Source organism: Pseudomonas lini (assembly GCF_030812475.1).
GTDB classification, from domain to species: domain Bacteria; phylum Pseudomonadota; class Gammaproteobacteria; order Pseudomonadales; family Pseudomonadaceae; genus Aquipseudomonas; species Aquipseudomonas lini_A.
The window spans coordinates 165688-184880 of sequence record NZ_JAUSSR010000002.1 but is presented as its reverse complement, the minus strand read 5'-3'; the positions used below and the strand labels follow the sequence as shown (position 1 = coordinate 184880).

The 19193-nt window shown below is 58.3% G+C and carries 19 protein-coding genes; 3 read left to right on the top strand and 16 right to left on the bottom strand.

Features of this window, described 5'->3' with window-relative positions; genetic code table 11:
• Positions 1-20: 20 nt before the first annotated feature.
• The 3 genes from J2W17_RS04690 to salA form a co-directional block, all read right to left on the bottom strand.
• Positions 21-1166 carry an NAD(P)-dependent alcohol dehydrogenase gene (locus J2W17_RS04690; protein WP_307329994.1) on the bottom strand — a complete coding sequence of 382 codons (1146 nt, stop codon included), beginning with the start codon at positions 1164-1166 and terminating at the stop codon, positions 21-23.
• A gap of 48 nt (positions 1167-1214) precedes the next feature.
• The gene (gene catA, locus J2W17_RS04685; RefSeq protein WP_307329990.1) at positions 1215-2153 is read right to left on the bottom strand and encodes a catechol 1,2-dioxygenase; all 939 of its coding nucleotides are present in this window, start codon (positions 2151-2153) and stop codon (positions 1215-1217) included.
• Between the two features lie 80 nt (positions 2154-2233).
• Positions 2234-3517, bottom strand: coding sequence for a salicylate 1-monooxygenase (salA, locus tag J2W17_RS04680; protein WP_307329987.1), 1284 nt, complete (start codon positions 3515-3517; stop codon positions 2234-2236).
• A 281-nt stretch (positions 3518-3798) separates the two neighbouring features.
• On the opposite strand from salA, the gene J2W17_RS04675 reads away from it, so the two are divergent.
• From J2W17_RS04675 to J2W17_RS04665, 3 genes are all read left to right on the top strand, one after another.
• Positions 3799-5694, top strand: a complete 1896-nt coding sequence (locus J2W17_RS04675) for an oxidoreductase (RefSeq protein WP_307329985.1) — start codon at positions 3799-3801, stop codon at positions 5692-5694.
• Entirely contained in the window at positions 5691-6233 is a 543-nt protein-coding gene (locus J2W17_RS04670; RefSeq protein ID WP_307329982.1) for a VOC family protein, read from the top strand. Before J2W17_RS04675 ends, J2W17_RS04670 begins: the two co-directional genes overlap by 4 nt.
• Before the next feature lie 178 nt (positions 6234-6411).
• Complete coding sequence (locus tag J2W17_RS04665; protein WP_307329979.1) at positions 6412-7338, top strand: helix-turn-helix domain-containing protein; 927 nt, start codon at positions 6412-6414, stop codon at positions 7336-7338.
• A gap of 126 nt (positions 7339-7464) precedes the next feature.
• On the opposite strand, the gene J2W17_RS04660 is transcribed toward J2W17_RS04665, so the two are convergent.
• From J2W17_RS04660 to J2W17_RS04600, 13 genes are all read right to left on the bottom strand, one after another.
• The gene (locus tag J2W17_RS04660; protein ID WP_307330951.1) at positions 7465-8322 is read right to left on the bottom strand and encodes a SphA family protein; all 858 of its coding nucleotides are present in this window, start codon (positions 8320-8322) and stop codon (positions 7465-7467) included.
• Between the two features lie 359 nt (positions 8323-8681).
• A complete protein-coding gene (locus tag J2W17_RS04655) occupies positions 8682-8984 on the bottom strand; it encodes a 2-hydroxymuconate tautomerase (RefSeq protein ID WP_307329976.1) in 303 nt (100 codons plus the stop codon).
• Complete coding sequence (gene dmpH / locus J2W17_RS04650; RefSeq protein ID WP_307329972.1) at positions 8926-9720, bottom strand: 2-oxo-3-hexenedioate decarboxylase; 795 nt, start codon at positions 9718-9720, stop codon at positions 8926-8928. The genes J2W17_RS04655 and dmpH overlap by 59 nt, the downstream gene beginning before the upstream one ends.
• A complete protein-coding gene (dmpG, locus tag J2W17_RS04645) occupies positions 9717-10754 on the bottom strand; it encodes a 4-hydroxy-2-oxovalerate aldolase (RefSeq protein ID WP_307329969.1) in 1038 nt (345 codons plus the stop codon). The genes dmpH and dmpG overlap by 4 nt, the downstream gene beginning before the upstream one ends.
• Before the next feature lie 10 nt (positions 10755-10764).
• A complete protein-coding gene (locus J2W17_RS04640) occupies positions 10765-11703 on the bottom strand; it encodes an acetaldehyde dehydrogenase (acetylating) (RefSeq protein ID WP_307329966.1) in 939 nt (312 codons plus the stop codon).
• Positions 11704-11718: 15 nt separating this feature from the next.
• Entirely contained in the window at positions 11719-12504 is a 786-nt protein-coding gene (gene dmpE, locus J2W17_RS04635; protein WP_307329963.1) for a 2-oxopent-4-enoate hydratase, read from the bottom strand.
• Between the two features lie 2 nt (positions 12505-12506).
• Complete coding sequence (locus J2W17_RS04630) at positions 12507-13367, bottom strand: alpha/beta fold hydrolase (protein ID WP_307329960.1); 861 nt, start codon at positions 13365-13367, stop codon at positions 12507-12509.
• Positions 13368-13374: 7 nt separating this feature from the next.
• Positions 13375-14835, bottom strand: a complete 1461-nt coding sequence (locus tag J2W17_RS04625; protein WP_307329958.1) for a 2-hydroxymuconic semialdehyde dehydrogenase — start codon at positions 14833-14835, stop codon at positions 13375-13377.
• 34 nt (positions 14836-14869) lie between these two features.
• Positions 14870-15793 (bottom strand): catechol 2,3-dioxygenase, encoded by a 924-nt coding sequence (locus tag J2W17_RS04620; protein WP_307329956.1) that lies wholly within the window; start codon positions 15791-15793, stop codon positions 14870-14872.
• Positions 15790-16128 carry a 2Fe-2S iron-sulfur cluster binding domain-containing protein gene (locus J2W17_RS04615; RefSeq protein WP_307329951.1) on the bottom strand — a complete coding sequence of 113 codons (339 nt, stop codon included), beginning with the start codon at positions 16126-16128 and terminating at the stop codon, positions 15790-15792. The genes J2W17_RS04620 and J2W17_RS04615 overlap by 4 nt, the downstream gene beginning before the upstream one ends.
• A gap of 8 nt (positions 16129-16136) precedes the next feature.
• The gene (gene dmpP, locus J2W17_RS04610) at positions 16137-17198 is read right to left on the bottom strand and encodes a phenol 2-monooxygenase reductase component DmpP (protein WP_307329948.1); all 1062 of its coding nucleotides are present in this window, start codon (positions 17196-17198) and stop codon (positions 16137-16139) included.
• A gap of 10 nt (positions 17199-17208) precedes the next feature.
• Complete coding sequence (locus J2W17_RS04605; RefSeq protein ID WP_307329945.1) at positions 17209-17568, bottom strand: phenol hydroxylase subunit P4; 360 nt, start codon at positions 17566-17568, stop codon at positions 17209-17211.
• A 70-nt stretch (positions 17569-17638) separates the two neighbouring features.
• The gene (locus J2W17_RS04600) at positions 17639-19192 is read right to left on the bottom strand and encodes an aromatic/alkene/methane monooxygenase hydroxylase/oxygenase subunit alpha (RefSeq protein WP_307329942.1); all 1554 of its coding nucleotides are present in this window, start codon (positions 19190-19192) and stop codon (positions 17639-17641) included.
• Position 19193 lies beyond the last annotated feature (1 nt).

Genomic DNA, 19193 nt, shown 5'->3' with positions numbered 1-19193 from the left:
TACCTTTGAAATCGAAATAATCAGACCGAAGCAGGGGCTGGCATGCGAAGAATCGGTTTGATGGTGACACCGCGCTCGCTATCGGCCATCGCCTGGTTAACCTCTTCGAACTCGTAAAACTTGCAAAGCTTGTCGAAGGGGAATCGGCCCTGCAGATAGAGATCAACCAGCTTCGGAATAAAGGCATTGGCAACGACATCGCCTTGGACGATGCCCATGATCCGTTTGCCGGGAATCATCACGTCGTTGATATTGAAGGCCACCTCGGTGCCGACTTTGGTAGCGCCGACGATGCCACAGGTGCCAAGCGTGGTGAGTGAGTCGATCGCCTGGCGCAGAACTTCGGAGCGCCCGGAGCATTCGAGGCTGTAATTGACACCGCTCTGAGTGATGGCATGAATACGTTGAACCGGATCTTCTTCGCGGCTGTTGATGACATGGGTGGCCCCCAGTTCGCGCGCCAGTTCCAGCCGACTCGGAGTGACGTCCACAGCAATGATGGTCGTAGCGCCTGCGACCTTCGCAGCCATTACCGCTGCCAGGCCGACCGCGCCCGCGCCAAAGGCGGCGAAGCTCGATCCGGCCTCAACCTTCAGTGCATTGAGGACCGATCCCGCGCCAGTCTGGATGCCGCAACCCAGCGGCCCCAACAGTTCCAATGGCGCCTGCTTCGCGACTTTGACCACGTTGCGTTCATTGGCGATCGTGTAAGTGGAAAAAGAGGATTGGCCGAAGAAATGGTCATGGATGGCGTGGTCGTTGCCACAAGCGCAAGCAGAAGTACTGCCATCGAGTCGGCCGCCACCGAAGTTCAGCGGGTGCATGTGCGTACAGTGGGCCGGGTGGCCCGTTTCGCAAGGCAGGCAAAGGCCGCATGACATATAGGTCATGACCACGTGATCGCCCGATTTTACCGTGGTGACGGCGGAACCGACAGCATCGACTACACCCGCACCTTCATGGCCGAGGATGATGGGCAGCGGTGTAGGAAACAGCTGGTCTCGCACCACCATGTCCGTGTGGCAGACGCCTGTGGCGACAACACGGACGCGCACCTCGGTAGGTCGAGGGGCCTCGAGCAGGACGTCCTCGATCTGTAATGGGGCTCCGGAGGTGCGCAGCACTGCGGCGCGGATGTTCATCGATTGTGCATCGGTCCGGGACATCGTTGTCTCCTTGAAGTGATTCGTCAAAGCCGAGAAAACGTCGGTTTGTCAGGCAGACTGCAACGCTCGCGGGCGTTGGCTACGATGGCTTACTTCTTCGCTCGCGGCCGGACGCAGGCTGAAATTGAACGTCATCTCGGCAAAGCACCCTGCCACGCCCATGAATGCGCCCCGTGCCTCGTCATCGACGAAACTGACTTCGCCGATCAGTCCATCGCGTGTCGCGTAGGCGAAGTCGTCCCACAGGTACTCGTCATTCGACAAGTTGATCTGCGTGGTCAGATGTTCATGCCCAGGGGCGGAAATGAAGAAGTGGATATGAGCTGGTCGCTGCCCGTGACGGCCCAACTGATCGAGGCATTCCTGAGTGGGGCCGGCTGGATCGCAACCGTACCCCGAAGGCACGACGCTACGAGCCCGGTAGCATCCATTGGCGTCCGTGAGAATCCGTCGACGCAAGTTGAATTCCGACTGGCTCTTGTCGAAGTATGAGTAGTTGCCCTGGGTGTTGGCTTGCCACAAGTCCACGGTGGCTCCGGCGATCGGCTGACCGTTCAAGTCGGTTACGCGTCCCTCCAGGAACATCACCGTTGCTGTGCCGTCCTCGCTCCCATCATCCATTCGGGTTTGATACTCACACAGTGGGGCACCTGCTACGTACAACGGACCTTCAATCGTCCGTGGTGTGCCGCCGGTCCGGCCCGCCTCGGCATCCCTGGCATCCGCCAGCAGATCAAGGAAGTGTTCGATGCCAAGTCCAGCGACCAGCAAACCTGCTTCGTTCTTGGCACCCAGGCGGTTGACGTAGTCCACCGCCCCCCAGAACTCATCGTCGCTGATCTGCAAATCTTCAATCACTCGGGCGACTTCCTGCAGCAAACGCAAAACGATCTGCTTGCGGCGTGGATCGCCTTCGTTGTTGTCCAGTCCCGAGGCTTGTCGGAAGAATTGCTGCAATGGCGGCAGTTGAGAAATTTTTACTGTCATCTTGATTCACCAGATCTTATTTGTCATCACGAACGAAGAGAGCCGCTGGATGCTCTCTCCGTGCTTGTCGGTTCAAATCATTAGGCGAGTGCGCGCCAACCTAACTGGGCACGAGCCTCTTGAAGGTCGGACTGCATATCGTGATTCCACAGCCAGTCGAACCGCTCTGCCAAGGTCTTGCCCAGCAGTTGTTCATCATCGGCTACCGCTGGATCGCGCATTTCATACAGCTCCCCGGCTTCCCAGGAAGTACGCTGCACACGGCAGGCACGCGGACGACGGATGGCGTCGTAAGCCGCGAGCACCGCTTGTGGCTGGCTGTCCAAGACCTGTGGATCGGCCAGCAATCGGGCCAGAAGCCAGGCGTCTTCCAGCCCCTGACCTGCGCCAGCGCCCTGGTGCGGCAACATGGCGTGCGCAGCATCGCCGATCAGCCCCACGCGACCGTGCACGTAACCTGGCAACTCATCGAGTTCATGCAACGCCCAAAGGGTGGGGGCTGGAATGCATTCGAGCAGCACCCGTGCAGCGTCTCCCCAATGATTGAAGGCAGAGAGCATTTCTTCCTGGCTGGCATTGCGCACCCACGGTGAATCGGTCGGCCAGGTTGGATCAGGGCGGCTGCGATCGGAAATGAAGGCCACTACGTTGATAAGGCGGCCTTGTTTGACCGGGAACGTGAGGATATGTGCATCAAGCCCCAGATACATCTGCGGGACATCGATCAAGTGCTCATCGACACCCCGGGCCCGGTACGCTGCACGCAGCTGTTCGCTGTCGATCATCCCGCGGTAGGCGCAGGTACCGCTGAAACGCGGCGCCACCAGGGGTTGGCCAAGACCGTTGAGCACATGATCACGAATTGAAGACTTGATACCGTCCGCGGCGATCAACAGGTCGCAGCGATGCTCAGTGCCATCGGTGAACAGTACACGAGCCTGTTCGGCATCCTGCTCCACGCTGACGGCGCGCTTGCCGAACTGGGCGATCCCTTCGGGCAACTGGCTGGCCAGGGCGTCGAGGAAGTCGGCACGGTGTACCGAAGACTGCCCTACCCCTTCGGCCAGGCTGGCGCCCAGATAACCGGCATCTTCACCACGACGCCATTCGAACCAGATGTCCTGCCAGGGGTCCTGGGTCTGGTCGGCAATCTTGCGGTAGGGTTCGGCAATACCCAGACCCGCGATGGCACGAACGGCATTGGCGCCGAAGGAGACACCTGCTCCAACCTCGCCAAAGGCTGGAGCCGATTCGAACAGCTGGACGCTCAGATGGGAATGACGGCACAAGTCCAGGGCCAGGGCCACACCGGCAATACCGCCGCCAACAATACCGATTTGCAATTTGGATTGAGAAGTACGCATGGCAAGTTACCCGTGAGACTGATTGTTATTGGTGTAACCAAATCATCGCCAACCGAGCGCTATTGATAAATACCGCAACTCTCATACATTCCATCACAGGCGTGAATATTACTCGTGCGCTCGAGCAGTCATTGACCAGGCGAGCTCTACCTTGAGCTCGGCTGGTACCGCTGCGACGCCTAAGCAGGATTCTTCAACGCCTCGGCATAAACGTTCAATACTCCTGCCCGTTCTCATTCCATGCTCGAACCTCAAAACAAAAAAATAATGAGGAGATGGCAATGGCACATCCAGACATCCGTAATCTTGTAGTTACAGACAGCCCTGCTGCGGCGCTCTACCAGCCCGGGCGGATCGGCACCCTGCAATTGCGCAACCGCTTTGTGCAAGCGCCGATATTCACTCAGTTCGCCAGCACCTTCGGTGAGGTTGACGATAAGCTGATCGAATACCATCGGGCCCGCGCCCGTGGAGGGGTCGGTCTAATCATCACAGAAAACACCTCAATCGATTGGGAAGTCGGGCGCACGGCCGGCCACCCGATGCGAATTGACCACGACAGGTTCATCGGCGCACTCAGCAATCTGGTCGACGCCGTCCACGGCGAAGGCGCGAAGATCGCGGTGCAGTTGCATCACACCGGCCGCCAGAACTCCCAAGGCAATACGGAACGGAACGAACCGCCACTCGCGCCGACAGCAGGCATCACCAGCGCCTTTGGCACCCCACCGCGAGCAATCGAAGAACATGAAATTCCCGGGCTGGTCGACAAGTACGTCCAAGGTGCCCGACGCGCCGTGGCTGCTGGCTTTGATGCCGTTGAGCTGCACGGTGCACATGGTTATTTGCTCGGTCAGTTTCTCTCCCCTTTCACAAATAAACGTACTGACCGCTGGGGCGGATCCCTGGAGAACCGGGCACGTTTTGCCCTCGACGTCGTGCGCGGGATTCGCGAACAGGTCGGTGCGGATTTCCCGATCCTGTATCGCCTGAGCGTGATGGAGCCTTACGAGGGCGGCCTCTCATTGGAAGATGGCCTGGCCTTCTGCGAAATGCTCGAACCTTACGTTGACGCCCTGGATGTCAGTGCCGGGAACTACGACACGGCGATGACGTTGCTGCCCATGGTCCCGCCAGGATCGTTGGTGAATTACGCCAAGCTTGTGAAAAAGCGTGTTTCGATCCCGGTGATCGGCGTCGGTCGTCTCACCTGGCTCTTTGATGAGATGGCACAAGCGGTGTCCAACGGCGAACTCGACTTCGTGGCCTTGGGTCGATCCGGTCTTGCGGACCCTGAAACGGTTAACAAGACACGACGCGGCCAACCGCAGAGTGTCCGCCGCTGCCTGGCGGTCAATGAATGCATCTCACGGTGGATGTTCAATGGCAAGGGCACACAGTGCGTGATAAACCCTAGCCTCGGCCAGGAACGTCGGGCGAGTGACGCTCGTCGCCCTGCTTCGAAACAACAGCGAGTATTGATCGTCGGTGGCGGGCCGTCCGGCTGTGAGGCCGCGATCCTGGCCGCTGAGCGCGGACACCAGGTGCGCCTGGTCGAGAAATCGGATCGCATCGGCGGCCAGCTTCATGCCTGGGCTGCTGCGAGCCCTTTTCGCATGGAGGTCAAGAACATGATCCGGTATTACGAGACCGAAATTGAACGCGTGGGCGTCGACGTGCAACTCAATACCGATGCCACCGATCTCGACTTGAGCCCATGGGACACAGTACTGCTTGCCACCGGTACCGTTGCCCAGGATCAGGGTGCGGATGTTGCCGACCTGCTGGCAAACGGCGATCTGCCCGTGGCTGACGAAATCACCGTGTTTGGTGAAACCGAGACCGCAATGTTCGCCGCCCTGTGGCTGGCCGAGCAAGGTAAAAAGGTCAGCCTTGTTTCATCCGCTGACGGGGTGGGTGTCGATACCAATGATATGCAGCGCGATCATCTCACTGGCCTGCTCCAGAGCCTGGACGTATCGATCCGGACAACAGGCGCGGCGCCCGATGACGGCCATGTGGTGATGGCGACTGCGCGCCATGCTTCGACTGTCCTGGAGGCGTCAGTCGATGACATCCGCGTCCATAGCATCGGCACGAGATCCCGTGGCGGGCGGATGTATGAGGCGACCCAGTCAGGATTCTGGGCGGCAGCGAAAATAGGAGAGTTGGCATGAATGTTCGTGCGATCGAACACGTAGGCATCACCGTTCCCGATATCGAAGCGGCAACGCGATTCTTCGTCGACGCCTTTGGTGCCGAGAAGCTATACGACATGCTTGACGCACCCTTGGGGGGACCTGAAGTGGAGGTGGGACTGGGCATCGCACCCGGCGCTGTGATTACCGCAATCCGCATGCTTCGCCTCGGCAACGGCCCCAACCTGGAGCTGTTTTCCTACACTGGGGTGCCGCAGTCGCAGCCCGTTGTTCCAAGCGACTTGGGTATTCAGCACATCTGTATCTACGTTGACGATATCGACACTGCCGCCAATCGTCTGGAGAAGGCTGGTGGCGTTCTGCTCAGCCGCCCAGGCGACCTCCCAGGCGGTGACGCCGGGAAAGGTAATCGCTACGTATACACTCGCACGCCTTGGGGAAGCACGATTGAACTGGTGACTTACCCATCGGCGCAGGCCTACGAGCGCCACACTCACCTGCGCCGATGGCGGCCGGGTTTTACCGAGCCGAGCGACCACGAAACCCAGGTGAAGTAAGAGACGGCTTGCCAGACGAGTGGTGGAAATCTCTCCGATCGATGGCAAGCCCGTCTTGCGTACAAACTTGAAGGATGTGTTAGGTTTTGAATGTGAGAACGCTACGCCATCAACACTCAAAAACCACCAAGTGCTGATAAAAAACTCCACTGCCAATACAAATAAAAAGGGAGTCGTGATGAGTGCCATCCTCTTAACGCCAGAAAAAATGCTGGACGTTATCCCAGGCGAGGTCACGATCAAAGGTACCGTTGAGACTGCCCCCGATAACGGCATGTCAATTCGGGGCTATCGTTTTGACAAAACCGAAGTCAGCATCCCTGGCATGCGCGATTACGAGCTGGTGAGATGGAAATCGGGAACATCCAATCTGGGTTTCCATGATGGCAAGCAATGGCAAAAATGGTCCGTTGGCGATAACGACGTCACCATTTTGACTCGAGGCGAATCATCCAGGTGGTACTGGATGAACGATATCGAGGTCAGTCATATCTACATCTCGCAAGCGATGATGGCAAAGGTTGCCAATGAAGTTTTTCAGCAGGATGTTGGCGGAGTCTTTGTCGACCACTGCCCCATGGTCAACGACGCGAAACTCTCCAGGCTCATGGCGGCCTATGAAATGGAGTGTTTGAGTGGCGAACCGGGGAGCCGCATCTTCGCCCAGACGCTAGAAATTCAGATATGCATTCATCTGCTGCGCCAGTATGTGCGGTGTGATCGGAGAGACAGCGATCAAGCGTCTCGCCTGACAAACATGAAGCGCGACCAGCTTCAGCAATACATCGATTCACACCTGTCCTGCCCGATTTCGGTCAAAGACATGGCCGCCATAGTTGACCTGAGCCCGTCGTACTTTGTACGGGTGTTCGGGGCTGTGTACGGGGTCTCGCCCCATCAGTACGTTCAGTCGCGCCGCTTGAAAAAAGCTGAGCGGATCTTGTCTACGGTGCGTGATGTACCGTTGAAAGCGGTCGCCATGGATTGCGGATTCTCGGATCAAAGCCACATGACCCGACTGTTCCAGGAAAAACTGTCCATGACGCCCAAGCAGTATCGCGAGAGAAACGTATCCAGGCTTTTTTGCTCAGGGGCCTTACAGTAACGAGCCCAAGGCCTAAGGACGACGATCAAATCACCCGTGAGCGCTATCGAACCATTTACACATGACGGTTGGGGGGCGCTCCAGCAGCGTAAAGAGCGCACTCGTTACAAATCAGACCAGGCTCATCTAAAAAGGTATCGCCAATTTCAACCAATACGCATTGCCTTCGGCTCTGTTTCGCACTTCTGACTCCTGTTGCCATTTCGCAGTCAAAAACCAACCTTTACTGCTGGTATATTTAATAGATGGACCAATAGCAAACGCATGCCCTTTGTTGTTTTCAATCCGTTCACCATACTGCCGATCATCCGTAGTCTGCTGATAGATATAGCCACCGACGCCCAAGACCCAACCATTGCCAAGCCCCCACCCCATTGCATAGTCCATATGAAACTCCTGCCCCGAGGTGTAATCGGTAGCATTATTTTTCAGATTGAAGTCGTACATGATTTTTGCATCAACATTCAATCCTGCAGGATCGATATATGACAGTGCGACGATAGGTTGTATGCCCCAATAATTTCGACCGATGTTGGCCAGATCATTACGATCATACTCACCGGTCGGCGTTATGATATCGAGAGCAAGGATGGCGTGAAACTTCTCGCTCAAGTGATAGCCCAGCGCCGTGCCGAATATCATATCGCCCACTCCCCGCTTCCTTTGCGACTGGCCGTTGAGCTCAACCTTCAGGTCAACTAAAGGCATAATGGTATGAAATCCCAGGGCGCCGCCTAAAACCTGCTGATCGGTGACCCAGATAAAGCGCGGGTCAATCGAACTGGCTTTGACTCGAAAATCTACCGGCAGTTTTTCTCCGCTGTTGCTTCGCAGTGAGTCCGCATCGTAATGGTTCGAAAAAACCACACCGTAAAAACCAGGCGGGGGCATGGCGCCACTCATGTAGTTTTCAGCACCCATTGGATAGCTGGATCCGCCACCTTCTGTTGCCTGAACGCTGTTTGCAACGCCAACAGCCAGCATGCTGAGACAAGTAAAAAACAAGAAATAAACAACATTGAAAGAAGGTGTTTTTTGTGCCGAACAAGTATTGTTTTTGTTATTATTCATTTTAATTCCGCCATATCAGAATTGTGCTTGGTTAGTGTTTCGAGTGCGCAGCAATATCAATTATTAGAGCTGGCGCTGCAGTTGAATCGGTTGGTGCCGGACGCGTAAAGGGGCAATCGCGGTATCCTTGCGAAGGTGCGGAGTAAAGCTTGAACATCAGGTGTATTGTTAGCTTTTCAACGACTGCTTAATAACTGCGCGAAGCGTAATAACCTGGAAATACACGAAGCCAGGCCATTTCCAGCAGAGGCACCCCTTTTATCAAAAAAACACTAGCGCTTGAGCTTGCTCGCCGATTCACCGCCGATACCAAAATGGTTTTTCGGCATTTCGGTGATGATCACTCTGACCCGCTCGATAGGCGCGTCCAGGGAACGCGACATCGCTTCGCTGACTTCATGGATCAGCGTTTCTTTCTGTTCATCGGTACGACCTTCGAGGATATACAACTGGGCAATCGGCATGGTGCCTTTCCTTGCGTTTAGCGGCCGGCTCGCAAGCCGGCAGCAAAAGAGGTTAGATAAAGCGTGCTGAAACCGAGCCGAGGCCCTGGTAACGTACGGTGATGTTGTCACCCGGCGCCACCGGCACCGCTGCGGTGATGCCGCCGGTCATTATGAAACTACCCGCCGGGATGTGTTCGCCGCGCTCGGCCAGCAGATTGGCTAACATCGCCACACTGGACGCCGGATGACCGAGCACCGCAGCGCCAGCACCGAGTTCCACCACTTCACCGTTTTTCTCCATCACAACACCGAGAGTGCGCAGGTCAAGGTCGGCCACATTGGCCATTTGCCCGCCTGTGATAAAACGGGTCGATGAGGCGTTGTCGGCAACCACGCTGATCAGGTCGAACTTGAAGTTCTCGAAGCGCGAGTCAATCACTTCCACAGTCGGGATAACAAAGTCGGTGGCGGCCAGTACCTGACCGATGTGGCAACCAGGGCCGTACAGAGGCGCCTTGGTGACGAAACTGATCTCTGCCTCGATCTTGGGGTGGATCAATTTCGAGCAGTCCACCACGCCGCCGTCGGCAATGCTGAAGTAGTCGGCGAGAAAGCCATAGATCGGTGTCTCCACACCCATCTGTGCCATTTTCGCCCAGGAGGTCAGGCCCATCTTCATCCCGACGATCTTGTTGCCACGGGCTTCCTTGCGCCGGCGGATTTCCCATTGCACGTCGTAGGCGTCTGCAAAGGTCATTTCTGGATAATCGTTAGTCACCTTGCTGATGTCATGCACATTCAGTTCGGCGTTTTCCACATGTTCGGCGAGGGCCAACACCTGTTCGCGGGTCAGGGTACGCTTCATGAGCGTTGCTCCTTACGGGCGGCCAAAAGATCAAGGGCGACGTCGACGATCATGTCTTCCTGGCCGCCGACCATCCGGCGTTTGCCCAGTTCGACGAGGATATCGAGGGTCTTGAGACCGTACTTGGCGGCAGCGATTTCGGCGTGGCGCAGGAAGCTTGAATAGACGCCGGCGTAACCCAGGGCCAGGGTCTCGCGGTCGACCCGCACCGGGCGGTCCTGCAGCGGACGCACGATGTCATCCGCCGCATCCATCAGCGTGTACAGGTCGGTGCCGTGGTTCCAGCCCAGGCGTTCGGCGGCGGCGATGAACACTTCCAGCGGCGCGTTACCGGCGCCCGCGCCCATGCCGGCGAGGCTGGCGTCGATGCGGTCGCAGCCTTCCTCGACCGCCGTGATCGAGTTGGCCACGCCGAGCGACAGGTTGTGATGCGCGTGCATGCCGGTTTCGGTTTCCGGCTTGAGCACCGCCTTGAACGCGCGGAATCGCTCGCGCACATCCTGCATGTTCATCGCGCCACCGGAGTCGGCCATGTACACGCAGGTCGCGCCGTAGCTTTCCATCAGCTTGGCCTGGGCAGCCAACTGCTCGGCCGGGATCATGTGGCTCATCATCAGGAACCCGACGGTGTCCATGCCCAGCTCGCGGGCGTACTCGATGTGCTGTTTCGACACGTCGGCCTCGGTGCAATGGGTGGCGATGCGCACCACCCGGGCTCCAGCGTTGTAGGCCGCTTTGAGGTCATGTACGGTGCCGATGCCGGGCAGCAGCAAGGTGGTGATTTTGGCGTGACTGATCACATCGGCCGCCGCTTCGATCCACTCCAGATCGGTGTGCGCGGCGAAGCCATAGTTGAAGCTCGAGCCTTGCAGCCCATCACCGTGCGCCACTTCGATCGAGTCGACCTTGGCCTTGTCCAGGGCGCGGGCGATGTCCTGCACGTTCTGCAGCGAATACTGGTGGCGCACCGCGTGGCTGCCGTCGCGCAGGGTCACGTCTGAGATGTAGAGTTTTTTACCAGGATTGAAAGTCATGTCGGTCTCCTCAGGCGTTGAGCATCGACTGCGCCATGCGCTCGGCGGTGGCCAAGGCTGCGGAGGTCATGATGTCGAGGTTGCCGGCGTAGGCTGGCAGATAATGGGCGGCGCCTTCGACTTCGAGGAACACCGAAGTCTTGAGCCCGGAGAAGGTGCCGAGGCCGGGAATGTGCAGCGGCGCGTCTTCGGGGATGACATCGAACTGCACGTTCTGCTTGAGGCGATAGCCCGGCACATAAGCCTGCACGGCCGCCGCCATTTCGACGATGGAGGCCTCGACCAGCGCCTGATCCGCCGCTTCGGACAACACAAACACTGTATCGCGCATCATCAATGGCGGCTCGGCCGGGTTCATCACGATGATTGCCTTGCCCTTGGCTGCACCGCCAATGACCTCGATGGCCTTGGAAGTGGTTTCGGTGAACTCGTCGATATTGGCACGAGTCCCAGGGCCAGCGGATTTACTGGCGATCGAAGCAACGATTTCCGCGTAATGCACCTTCGCCACCCGCGATACCGCCGCGACCATCGGAATGGTCGCCTGGCCACCACAGGTGACCATGTTGACGTTGAGCTGATCCAGGTTCTGCTCCAGATTGACCACCGGCACGCAGTACGGACCGATCGCCGCGGGCGTCAGGTCGATCAGACGGATGCCGGGTTTGATCGAACGCAGGAACGCGTCGTTCTTGACGTGGGCGCCGGCCGAGGTGGCATCGAACACGAAGTCGATGTCCTTGAATACGTCCATGCGGGTCAGGCCTTCGACGCCTTCGTGAGTGACGGCCACGCCCAGGCGCGACGCGCGGGCCAGGCCATCGGAGGCCGGGTCGATACCGACCATGACCGCCATTTCCAGGTGCCTGGCGTTACGCAGGATCTTGATCATCAGGTCGGTGCCGATGTTGCCGGAACCGACGATGGCAACTTTGAGTTTATTGTTCATTATTAGCTCCCAGGATCAGGTAAAGCGCACGGAGGCGCTGCCGATACCACCGATGTCGACGCGCATGATGTCGCCAGCCTTGACTGGCTCCAGCGGCACCAGCGAACCGGAAAGAATCACTTCGCCGGCTTTGAGCGCGATACCGAAGCGGCCAAGGGTGTTGGCTAGCCAGGCCACACAGTTGACCGGTGATCCGAGTGCCGCCGCACCGGCCCCCGTGCTGATCACGTGGCCATTCTTTTCTACCACCATGCCGCAGGTGACCAGGTCGACCTGGCGCGGCGACACGGCTTGGTCACCAAGTACGAACAGGCCGCAGGAGGCGTTGTCCGCTACCGTGTCCTGAATCTTGATTTTCCAGTCGCGAATACGCGAATCGACGATTTCGAAACAAGGCATTACGCATTCGGTGGCAGCCAGCACATCCGCGTTGGTCACGCCGGGGCCAATCAGATCTTTTTTGAGGATGAAGGCGATCTCGCCCTCGGCCTTGGGCTGCATCAGCAACTGGCTGATAGGCACCGCCTCGCCGCTGTTGAACACCATGCGGTTGGTCAGGTAACCAAAGTCCGGCTGGTGAACATTGAGCATGTTCTGCACCGCCTTGCTGGTAACCCCGATCTTCTTGCCAATGATCTGCTCCCCGGCCGCCAGGCGGCGCTCGAGCATACGCAGCGAGATGTGATAGGCGTCGTCGATGCTGATGTCGAAACCGCGCTCGGTCAGCGGGCTGATCGCTTCGCGGTTAACCATCGCCTGGTATAGCTCGTCGCCGAGCTCGTTGATCAATATCTTGTCCATTCTCATCTCTCTGAGGAAAGGCTAGTGGCGTCTGCCTCGGCGAGGAAGTCACCGACCAGGCGCGCAAAGCGGGCGGCATGTTCAATCTGCGTCCAGTGGCCGCACTGGTTAAATACGTGCAATTGCGCGCGGACGATTAAATCGGCCAGGGTCAGCGACGTGGCCAAGGGGATCACCTGATCCTCGCGTCCATGGATCACCAGGGTCTGATGGGGCAAGGCGCGAATATCCGCCTCGCTGCTGGCCAGACCATCGACCCAACGCTGACGCGGTGCCGGGAACATTTGCGCGAACGACTCCTGAAAACCGGGACGTACGCTGGCCTGGTAGCGCAGTTCGGCCAACTCGTCGGTCACCAGGCCACGGTCGTAGGCAAACGTGTCCATCAGTTTGCGCATGTTGTCGAAGGACGGTTCGTAACCCCAGACTTCATCCAGTCCTGGAGTGATCGGGAAGCTCACGCCGACGCTGCCCATCAATACCAGCCGACGTACACGCTCGGGGTGGCGAATCGCCAAGGCCAGGGCCAACCCGCCGCCGAAGGAGTTACCGATCAGGTCGGCCTGTTCGATGCCCAGCGCATCAAGCACGCCAAGTGCATGCTCGACCCAGCGCTGCTGGTGATATTGACCGTCTGCTGCACGCTCGCTGTAGCCGAAGCCGAGCATGTCCGGAGCGATCACCCGGCGGCTCTTGGCCAGTTCCGGTATCACCAGGCGCCAGTTGGCCCAGGCGGTGACTCCAGGGCCGGAGCCGTGGATCATCATCAGCGGGAAACCTTCGCCGCTGTCATGCAGGTTAGTGCGATAGCCGGCGGCGAGGATTTCGCGACCGATTTCAGGGCTGTTTGCGTGTGCGTTCATGACGGCCTCACAACTTTACGCAGATGTTTTTCAGTTCGGTGTAAAACTCCAGCGAGTGCACACCCCCTTCTCGGCCGATCCCGGATTGCTTGCTGCCACCAAAGGCGGTGCGCAGGTCACGCAGGAACCAGCTATTGACCCAGACGATGCCGGCTTCCAGTTGTGCAGCGACCCGGTGAGCACGGCCGACGTTCTCGCTCCAGAGAGTCGCGGACAGGCCGTAGGGCAGTCTGTTCGCCAAGGCAATGGCTTCGGGTTCACTGTCGAATGGACGGATATGGCAGCACGGCCCGAAGATTTCTTCAGTGACTACCGCTGAGTCGTCGGCCAGCCCAGTCCAGATAGTTGGCTGTATCCAGGCACCGCCGGATAACGCATCCGGCATCTGCGGCACGCCCCCGCCAGTGACCACGGTGGCACCGTCGTCGATTGCTTGTTGGTAGTAGGACAGCACCTTCTCGCGGTGCTTGAGACTCACCAATGGACCGAAGTTGCTCGCCGGGTCGTTCGGCGGACCGATCACCAGGTTCTCGGCACCCGCTTTCAACCGCGCGACGAATTCGTCGAAAATCGAGCGTTCGACGTACAAACGCTCAGTACCGAGACAAACCTGGCCGCAGTTGGCGAATGCCGACCGCAGGGTGCCTTCGATGGCCTTGTCCATATCGCAATCGGCAAAGACGATGCCGGCGTTCTTGCCGCCCAGCTCCAGCGAGACCTGACGCACGCCCTTGGCAGCGGCGCGCATGATCAGCTCGCCGGTACCGGTCTCGCCAGTAAAGGTGAACGCATCGACATCCGGGTGCTCGGTGAGAAAGGCACCGGCGGAGTCACCACCGAAACCATGAACAACGTTGTACACGCCGGGCGGTACGCCGGCCGTCTGCATCACCTCACCCAGCAAAGTCGCGGTCAACGGGGTTTCCTCGGAAGGCTTGACCACCACGGTGTTGCCGCACGCCAGGGCAGGCCCGACTTTCCATGTCATCAACAGCAGCGGCAGATTCCACGGACTGATCACACCGATCACTCCCTTGGGGCGCCGGACCGCGTAGTTGATCGCACCGCTGCCGTCTGGTGTACCCATCTCGAAAGCTTCGCCGGGCACGTTCTTCAGCAGGTCGGCGAACACTTTGAAGTTGGCTGCGCCGCGCGGAATATCGATATGGCGGGCGAGCGACCCGGGTTTGCCAGTGTCCAGACATTCAGCGTCCAGAAACTCGTCGAAGCGCGCTGTAATCCCGTCGGCCACGCGGTGCAGGATGGCCGCCCGCTCGTCCACGCTCATCTTGCCCCACGGCCCGTGCAATGCTGCTCGGGCCGCCTGCACCGCGGCGTCGACCTCGGCCCGGCCGGCCTCGTGCACATGGCCGATGAGCTGGCCGTTGACCGGATTGATGTCTTCAAAGGTGCGGCCGTTGACCGAACCTACGAAGGCACCATTAATGAAATGCTTGATCTCTTTCATTTGCGCATTCTCTGCAATAAGGCGAGCCGGGGTTTCAAGTCAGCACCGTCAGGAAACTCTCGGTCAGCACACGATCGTGATAGAAAATCGCCTTACCCAAGTCCTTGGCCAACCACGTCACCGGTCGATGGTCCTGATAGTTGTAATCCCCACCACAGAACACCTCGTTGCGATTGCCCGAAGGGTCGAAGAAGTAAATGGTTTTGCCATGGGTCAGACCGTGGCGGGTTGGGCCGATGTCGATCGACGTGTCGGTCATGGAAATCAAGTCGGCGGCGCGCAATATGTCCTCCCAGGTTTCCAGGAAGAACGAGACGTGATGGAACTTGCCCTTCTCTGCATGATGAATAAAGGCCACGTCATGCGCCTTGGTCGAAAGGCTGAGGAACTGCGCGATACGCGTACCGTCGTCGTCAATCACCTGCTCGGCCAAGTAGAATCCGAGCACCTCGGTGAACAGGTCGTGGGTCGCCTGAAGTTCGTCGCCATACATCAGGCAGTGATCAAAACGCTGTGCCCGCATACCTTCGAGATTGCGTGGCCAGGCTTCCGGGTTGATCTCTTCGACGCCCCATTTTCCGGTGTATTCCTTGTCGGCGTAGAGCTCGAAAAAATGCCCGGAGGGTGCCTGAAAACGAATGCGCCGGCCGCATCCCTTGAGCTCTCCGGCGGGAATACTTTCGATCATGCACCCGTAATTCAACAGGTCTTCGCTGAGCCTGGTCAGGGTTGCGTCATCGAGCACCTTGAAGCCCATGAAATCCATGCCAGGCTCGTCAGCCTCACGCAGCACCACGGAAAATTTGTCGACCTCGGTCCAGGCCTTCAGATAGATGCGCCCCTGGTCGTCGCGGTCCATCTCGATCAGGCCGAGCAGGTCGCGGTAATGGATCAGAGCGCTCTCCAGATTGAGTACGCGAAGCTGGACGTGGCCAGGTCGCATTACGCCTTTTTTCATGACAACACCTCTTGCTGGTTCTTGTTGTTGTAATCGCCTGGGCCTGGGTGGCGTAGGCATTCGATGCTCAGGTCAGTCTCGGGAAACAATTGGCAGGCCAAGGCCAGACCTTGCAGGGCCGCTTCGGGCGAAATATGTCTACAGCTCATCTTTCGACACTGGTAGGTACCGCTCAGAATGCGCACTTTGCACAGCCCGCAGCCCCCTCCCCGGCAGCCTACGGGCACGCAACGCTTACCCTGTTGCTCCATCGCGTGCAGCACCGACAGACCGGGCGTGCAACGGAACGACTGACCGCTGACGATTTCGCGAATTTCAAAACCACTCGTGTTCATGGCGCACCTCAGATGCGTTTGAACAGGGCCGAACGGGAGCTCTCGGCGCTACCGTCAGCAGCGGTGAAGAACCTCTCCATGAAAATGTCGCGCTCGAACAACCGACCATGCATCAAGGTTGTAATGGCGGCGTCGATCATGGGAGGAGGACCGCACAGGTAGGCCTTCTGCCCACTGAAACGACCGTCGAAATGCGCCTTGACGGCGTCGTGTACGAAGCCCTTGAAACCTTGCCATTCAGGGTCGTCATTGGCCTGGTTGAGCGCTGGCACATAGCTGAAGTGTTCGTGCTGCGCCGCCAACCCCTCGAACAACTCGCGGTTATACAGCTCGGCACGGTTGCGAGCGCCCTGGAACAGGGTCATCTGGCGGCCGTCGCCTCGCTCCAGCAGATCGAGGATCATCGACTGCGGACTGGAAAGCCCGGAACCACCGCAGATGAAGATCAACGCGCCGGCCTGGGAGTCGCGGACGAAGAACTGTCCATAGGGCCCGGACAGCTCCACCTGATCGCCTACTTTCAGTTGGTTGTGGATAAAACCGGTGGCTACCCCGCCCTCGACCAGGCGCACATGCAGCTCTATTTCGTCGGCCTTGCTCGGCGGGTTGGCCAGGGAGAAGGCGCGAGTACCGTCTATGCCCGGAAAGGACAGATTGACGTATTGCCCGGCCTGGAACGGCAGAGGCCGGTCCAGGCGGATGTGCACGCCCTTGATGGTTGGCGAGAGATTGACGATGGCACTGATCACCCCGTTGTAATCCGCTACCGGATGGCCGAGGAAGTCCGGATCCGCATCGACGTCGGCCTCAATCACCAGGTCGGAGAGTGGTATGGCGCAGCAGGCTAAAACCTTGCGTTCGTCACGTTCAATGTCCATCAGTGCGAATGGAGAGGCCGCGCCGATATCCACTTCTCCCTCGACCACTTGCACTTTGCAGGTGGCGCAGGTGCCATGCCCGCAGGCGAACGGCAGCCAGACACCCTGGCGCAGCGCCGCCTGAAGTATGGTCTGGCCCTCCTCCACTTCGATGACTTCACCGGTCGGTTCAATAGTGACGTTGTAACTCATGGCACACCTCTCAGCAGCAAGAACCCTGGATACCGGACAGGCCCGGTGTGTTCAGGCGCAGCAGACTCTTGTGATCGACACCGTTGGCCTCCAGGCTCGCGGCGTGGTCTGGAGTCAGACGTTCGCCATTGAGGGTCCAGACGGCTGCGGAGAAATCGACACTGGCGCTGTCCGGATGGGCTTTGATCGCGTCCTTGAGGATCTGGTCGATGAACTCGGAAAAAGTCATTGTAGGGGCGACGAGAAAGGCAAAGGGCGAACAGAAAATCAGATGCTTTTCCCAATAGACGTAGAGCAGCTGCATCCCATTGAAATTGGCTTGCAGGTCGCGCGGAGTGGCGCTGTATTCGCTGATGGCGTTAACAGTCATGAGTTGACCCTCTTGTTCTTGGAATAGGGGTGTCAGGGGTGGCAGCGCCACCCCGAACCGGGGCAATGCATCAGGCAGCGTCGAGCTTGCTGTCCGCTCCAGCGGGCGCTTGCGGGGTGCCGAGTTTCTTCCAGGCCAGCCAGCGCAGATACTCGGGCGAGCCGACGTACTCGAGATTGTCCACACCGGTTTTCAGGTGGTAGTACTTCTCCACCACGGTTTGTACGTCGCTGCCCTCGCAGTTGCCCTGGTAGATCTGATGCACCGGCAACCAGGCCTGGACGTACTTCTCCGGTTCGAACTGGAAGATGTCCAGGCAGCCATCCGAGCAGAAGTGATAGCGCTCGCCTTCATGCATGATCTGCCGGTGGCTGAGCATGGTTGGGTCGTCCGGCTCGGTGAATAGCGGCGGCACCTGACATACCTGACACAACATCGGCAGGGTATGGTTGTAGAAACGCTCGCCCTTGGCATGCTGTTGCTGCCAGTGATCGAAACGCGGGCGGTAGTATTGATCGAAAGTATCCGGGTATTTCTCCGCGAGCCATTGCTGCTCCTGGTCGCTGGGAATCCAGGTGTGAAAGTTGGTAGCCTGGCTGTACTGGTAGAAGGTCGACCAGATCTGGTGGGTGATGTGCTCCTTGCCGATATTCGCCTGTTCCTGGTACTTGGGCGGACGGATACCGTAGCGCTCGAGATCCTTGAACAATGCGCCGCCGCTTTGCTCGTAATAGACTTCCCAGGCTTCGGCCCAGGACATGACTTTGTTCGGCAACATGTAGTCCATCATCATGCCGACCAGACTGAGCAGGCGATAACCGCGCCAGAACCACTTGTCGATCCAGCGCTGGATGATCGGCACGTTGTCTTCGTGCTGTTCGAGCATGAACTTGATCACTTCCAGGCCCAAGGTCATGTGTCGCGCTTCGTCCGACTGCGCGGAAAAGCCGAAGGTGACCGTGGCCATATCGCCGTTGTAGGCGGCACCGGACATAAAAGGTACAAATAGCAGGTTGGTCAGCACGTACTCGAAAGAGAACGAGATGGCAGTAAGGAACTCAAACGGACCGGCCGAGCGCGCGTCGTCAAAGAACGACTTGGGCACCGAGAGGAACCACACCCGGTCATGCATGTGACCGAAGTCATGCAGTCCGTTGAAGTGCTTGTTGTAATGGCTCATCGCGTGAATCTGTGTTTGTACGTGGCGCAGTTCGTCGATCGCCTGCATCTGACAGGCGACTCGCGCACCTGCACCACTGAACTGCCGACCAGCCCTGGAGTAACCCTGGAACGCGCCGTACTCAAGCGGTGAAACGCCAGAGAGGAAGAGTTTCAGGGCATTCACGTAGCGGGCATCGGAGATGTTCTGGTGGCCGTTGTTCTGGGCGAAGGCGTCGAAGATCGCATAGAGCTTCTTTTCCTTCTCCGCCTGGTATTTCCAGTAGGCATCCATGGTCAGGCGAAATGGATCTTCCCACTTGTCCCAGTCGACGATCTTGATGCCTTCGAAGTCTTCATCCGGGAAGATGTCAGCCTTCTTCTGATAGCTTGGCTCCCAAGCCATGTCACGGGTCAGGTACTGATACTTATCTTTCAGGCTGAGTTTTTTCTTCTGCGTTGTCATG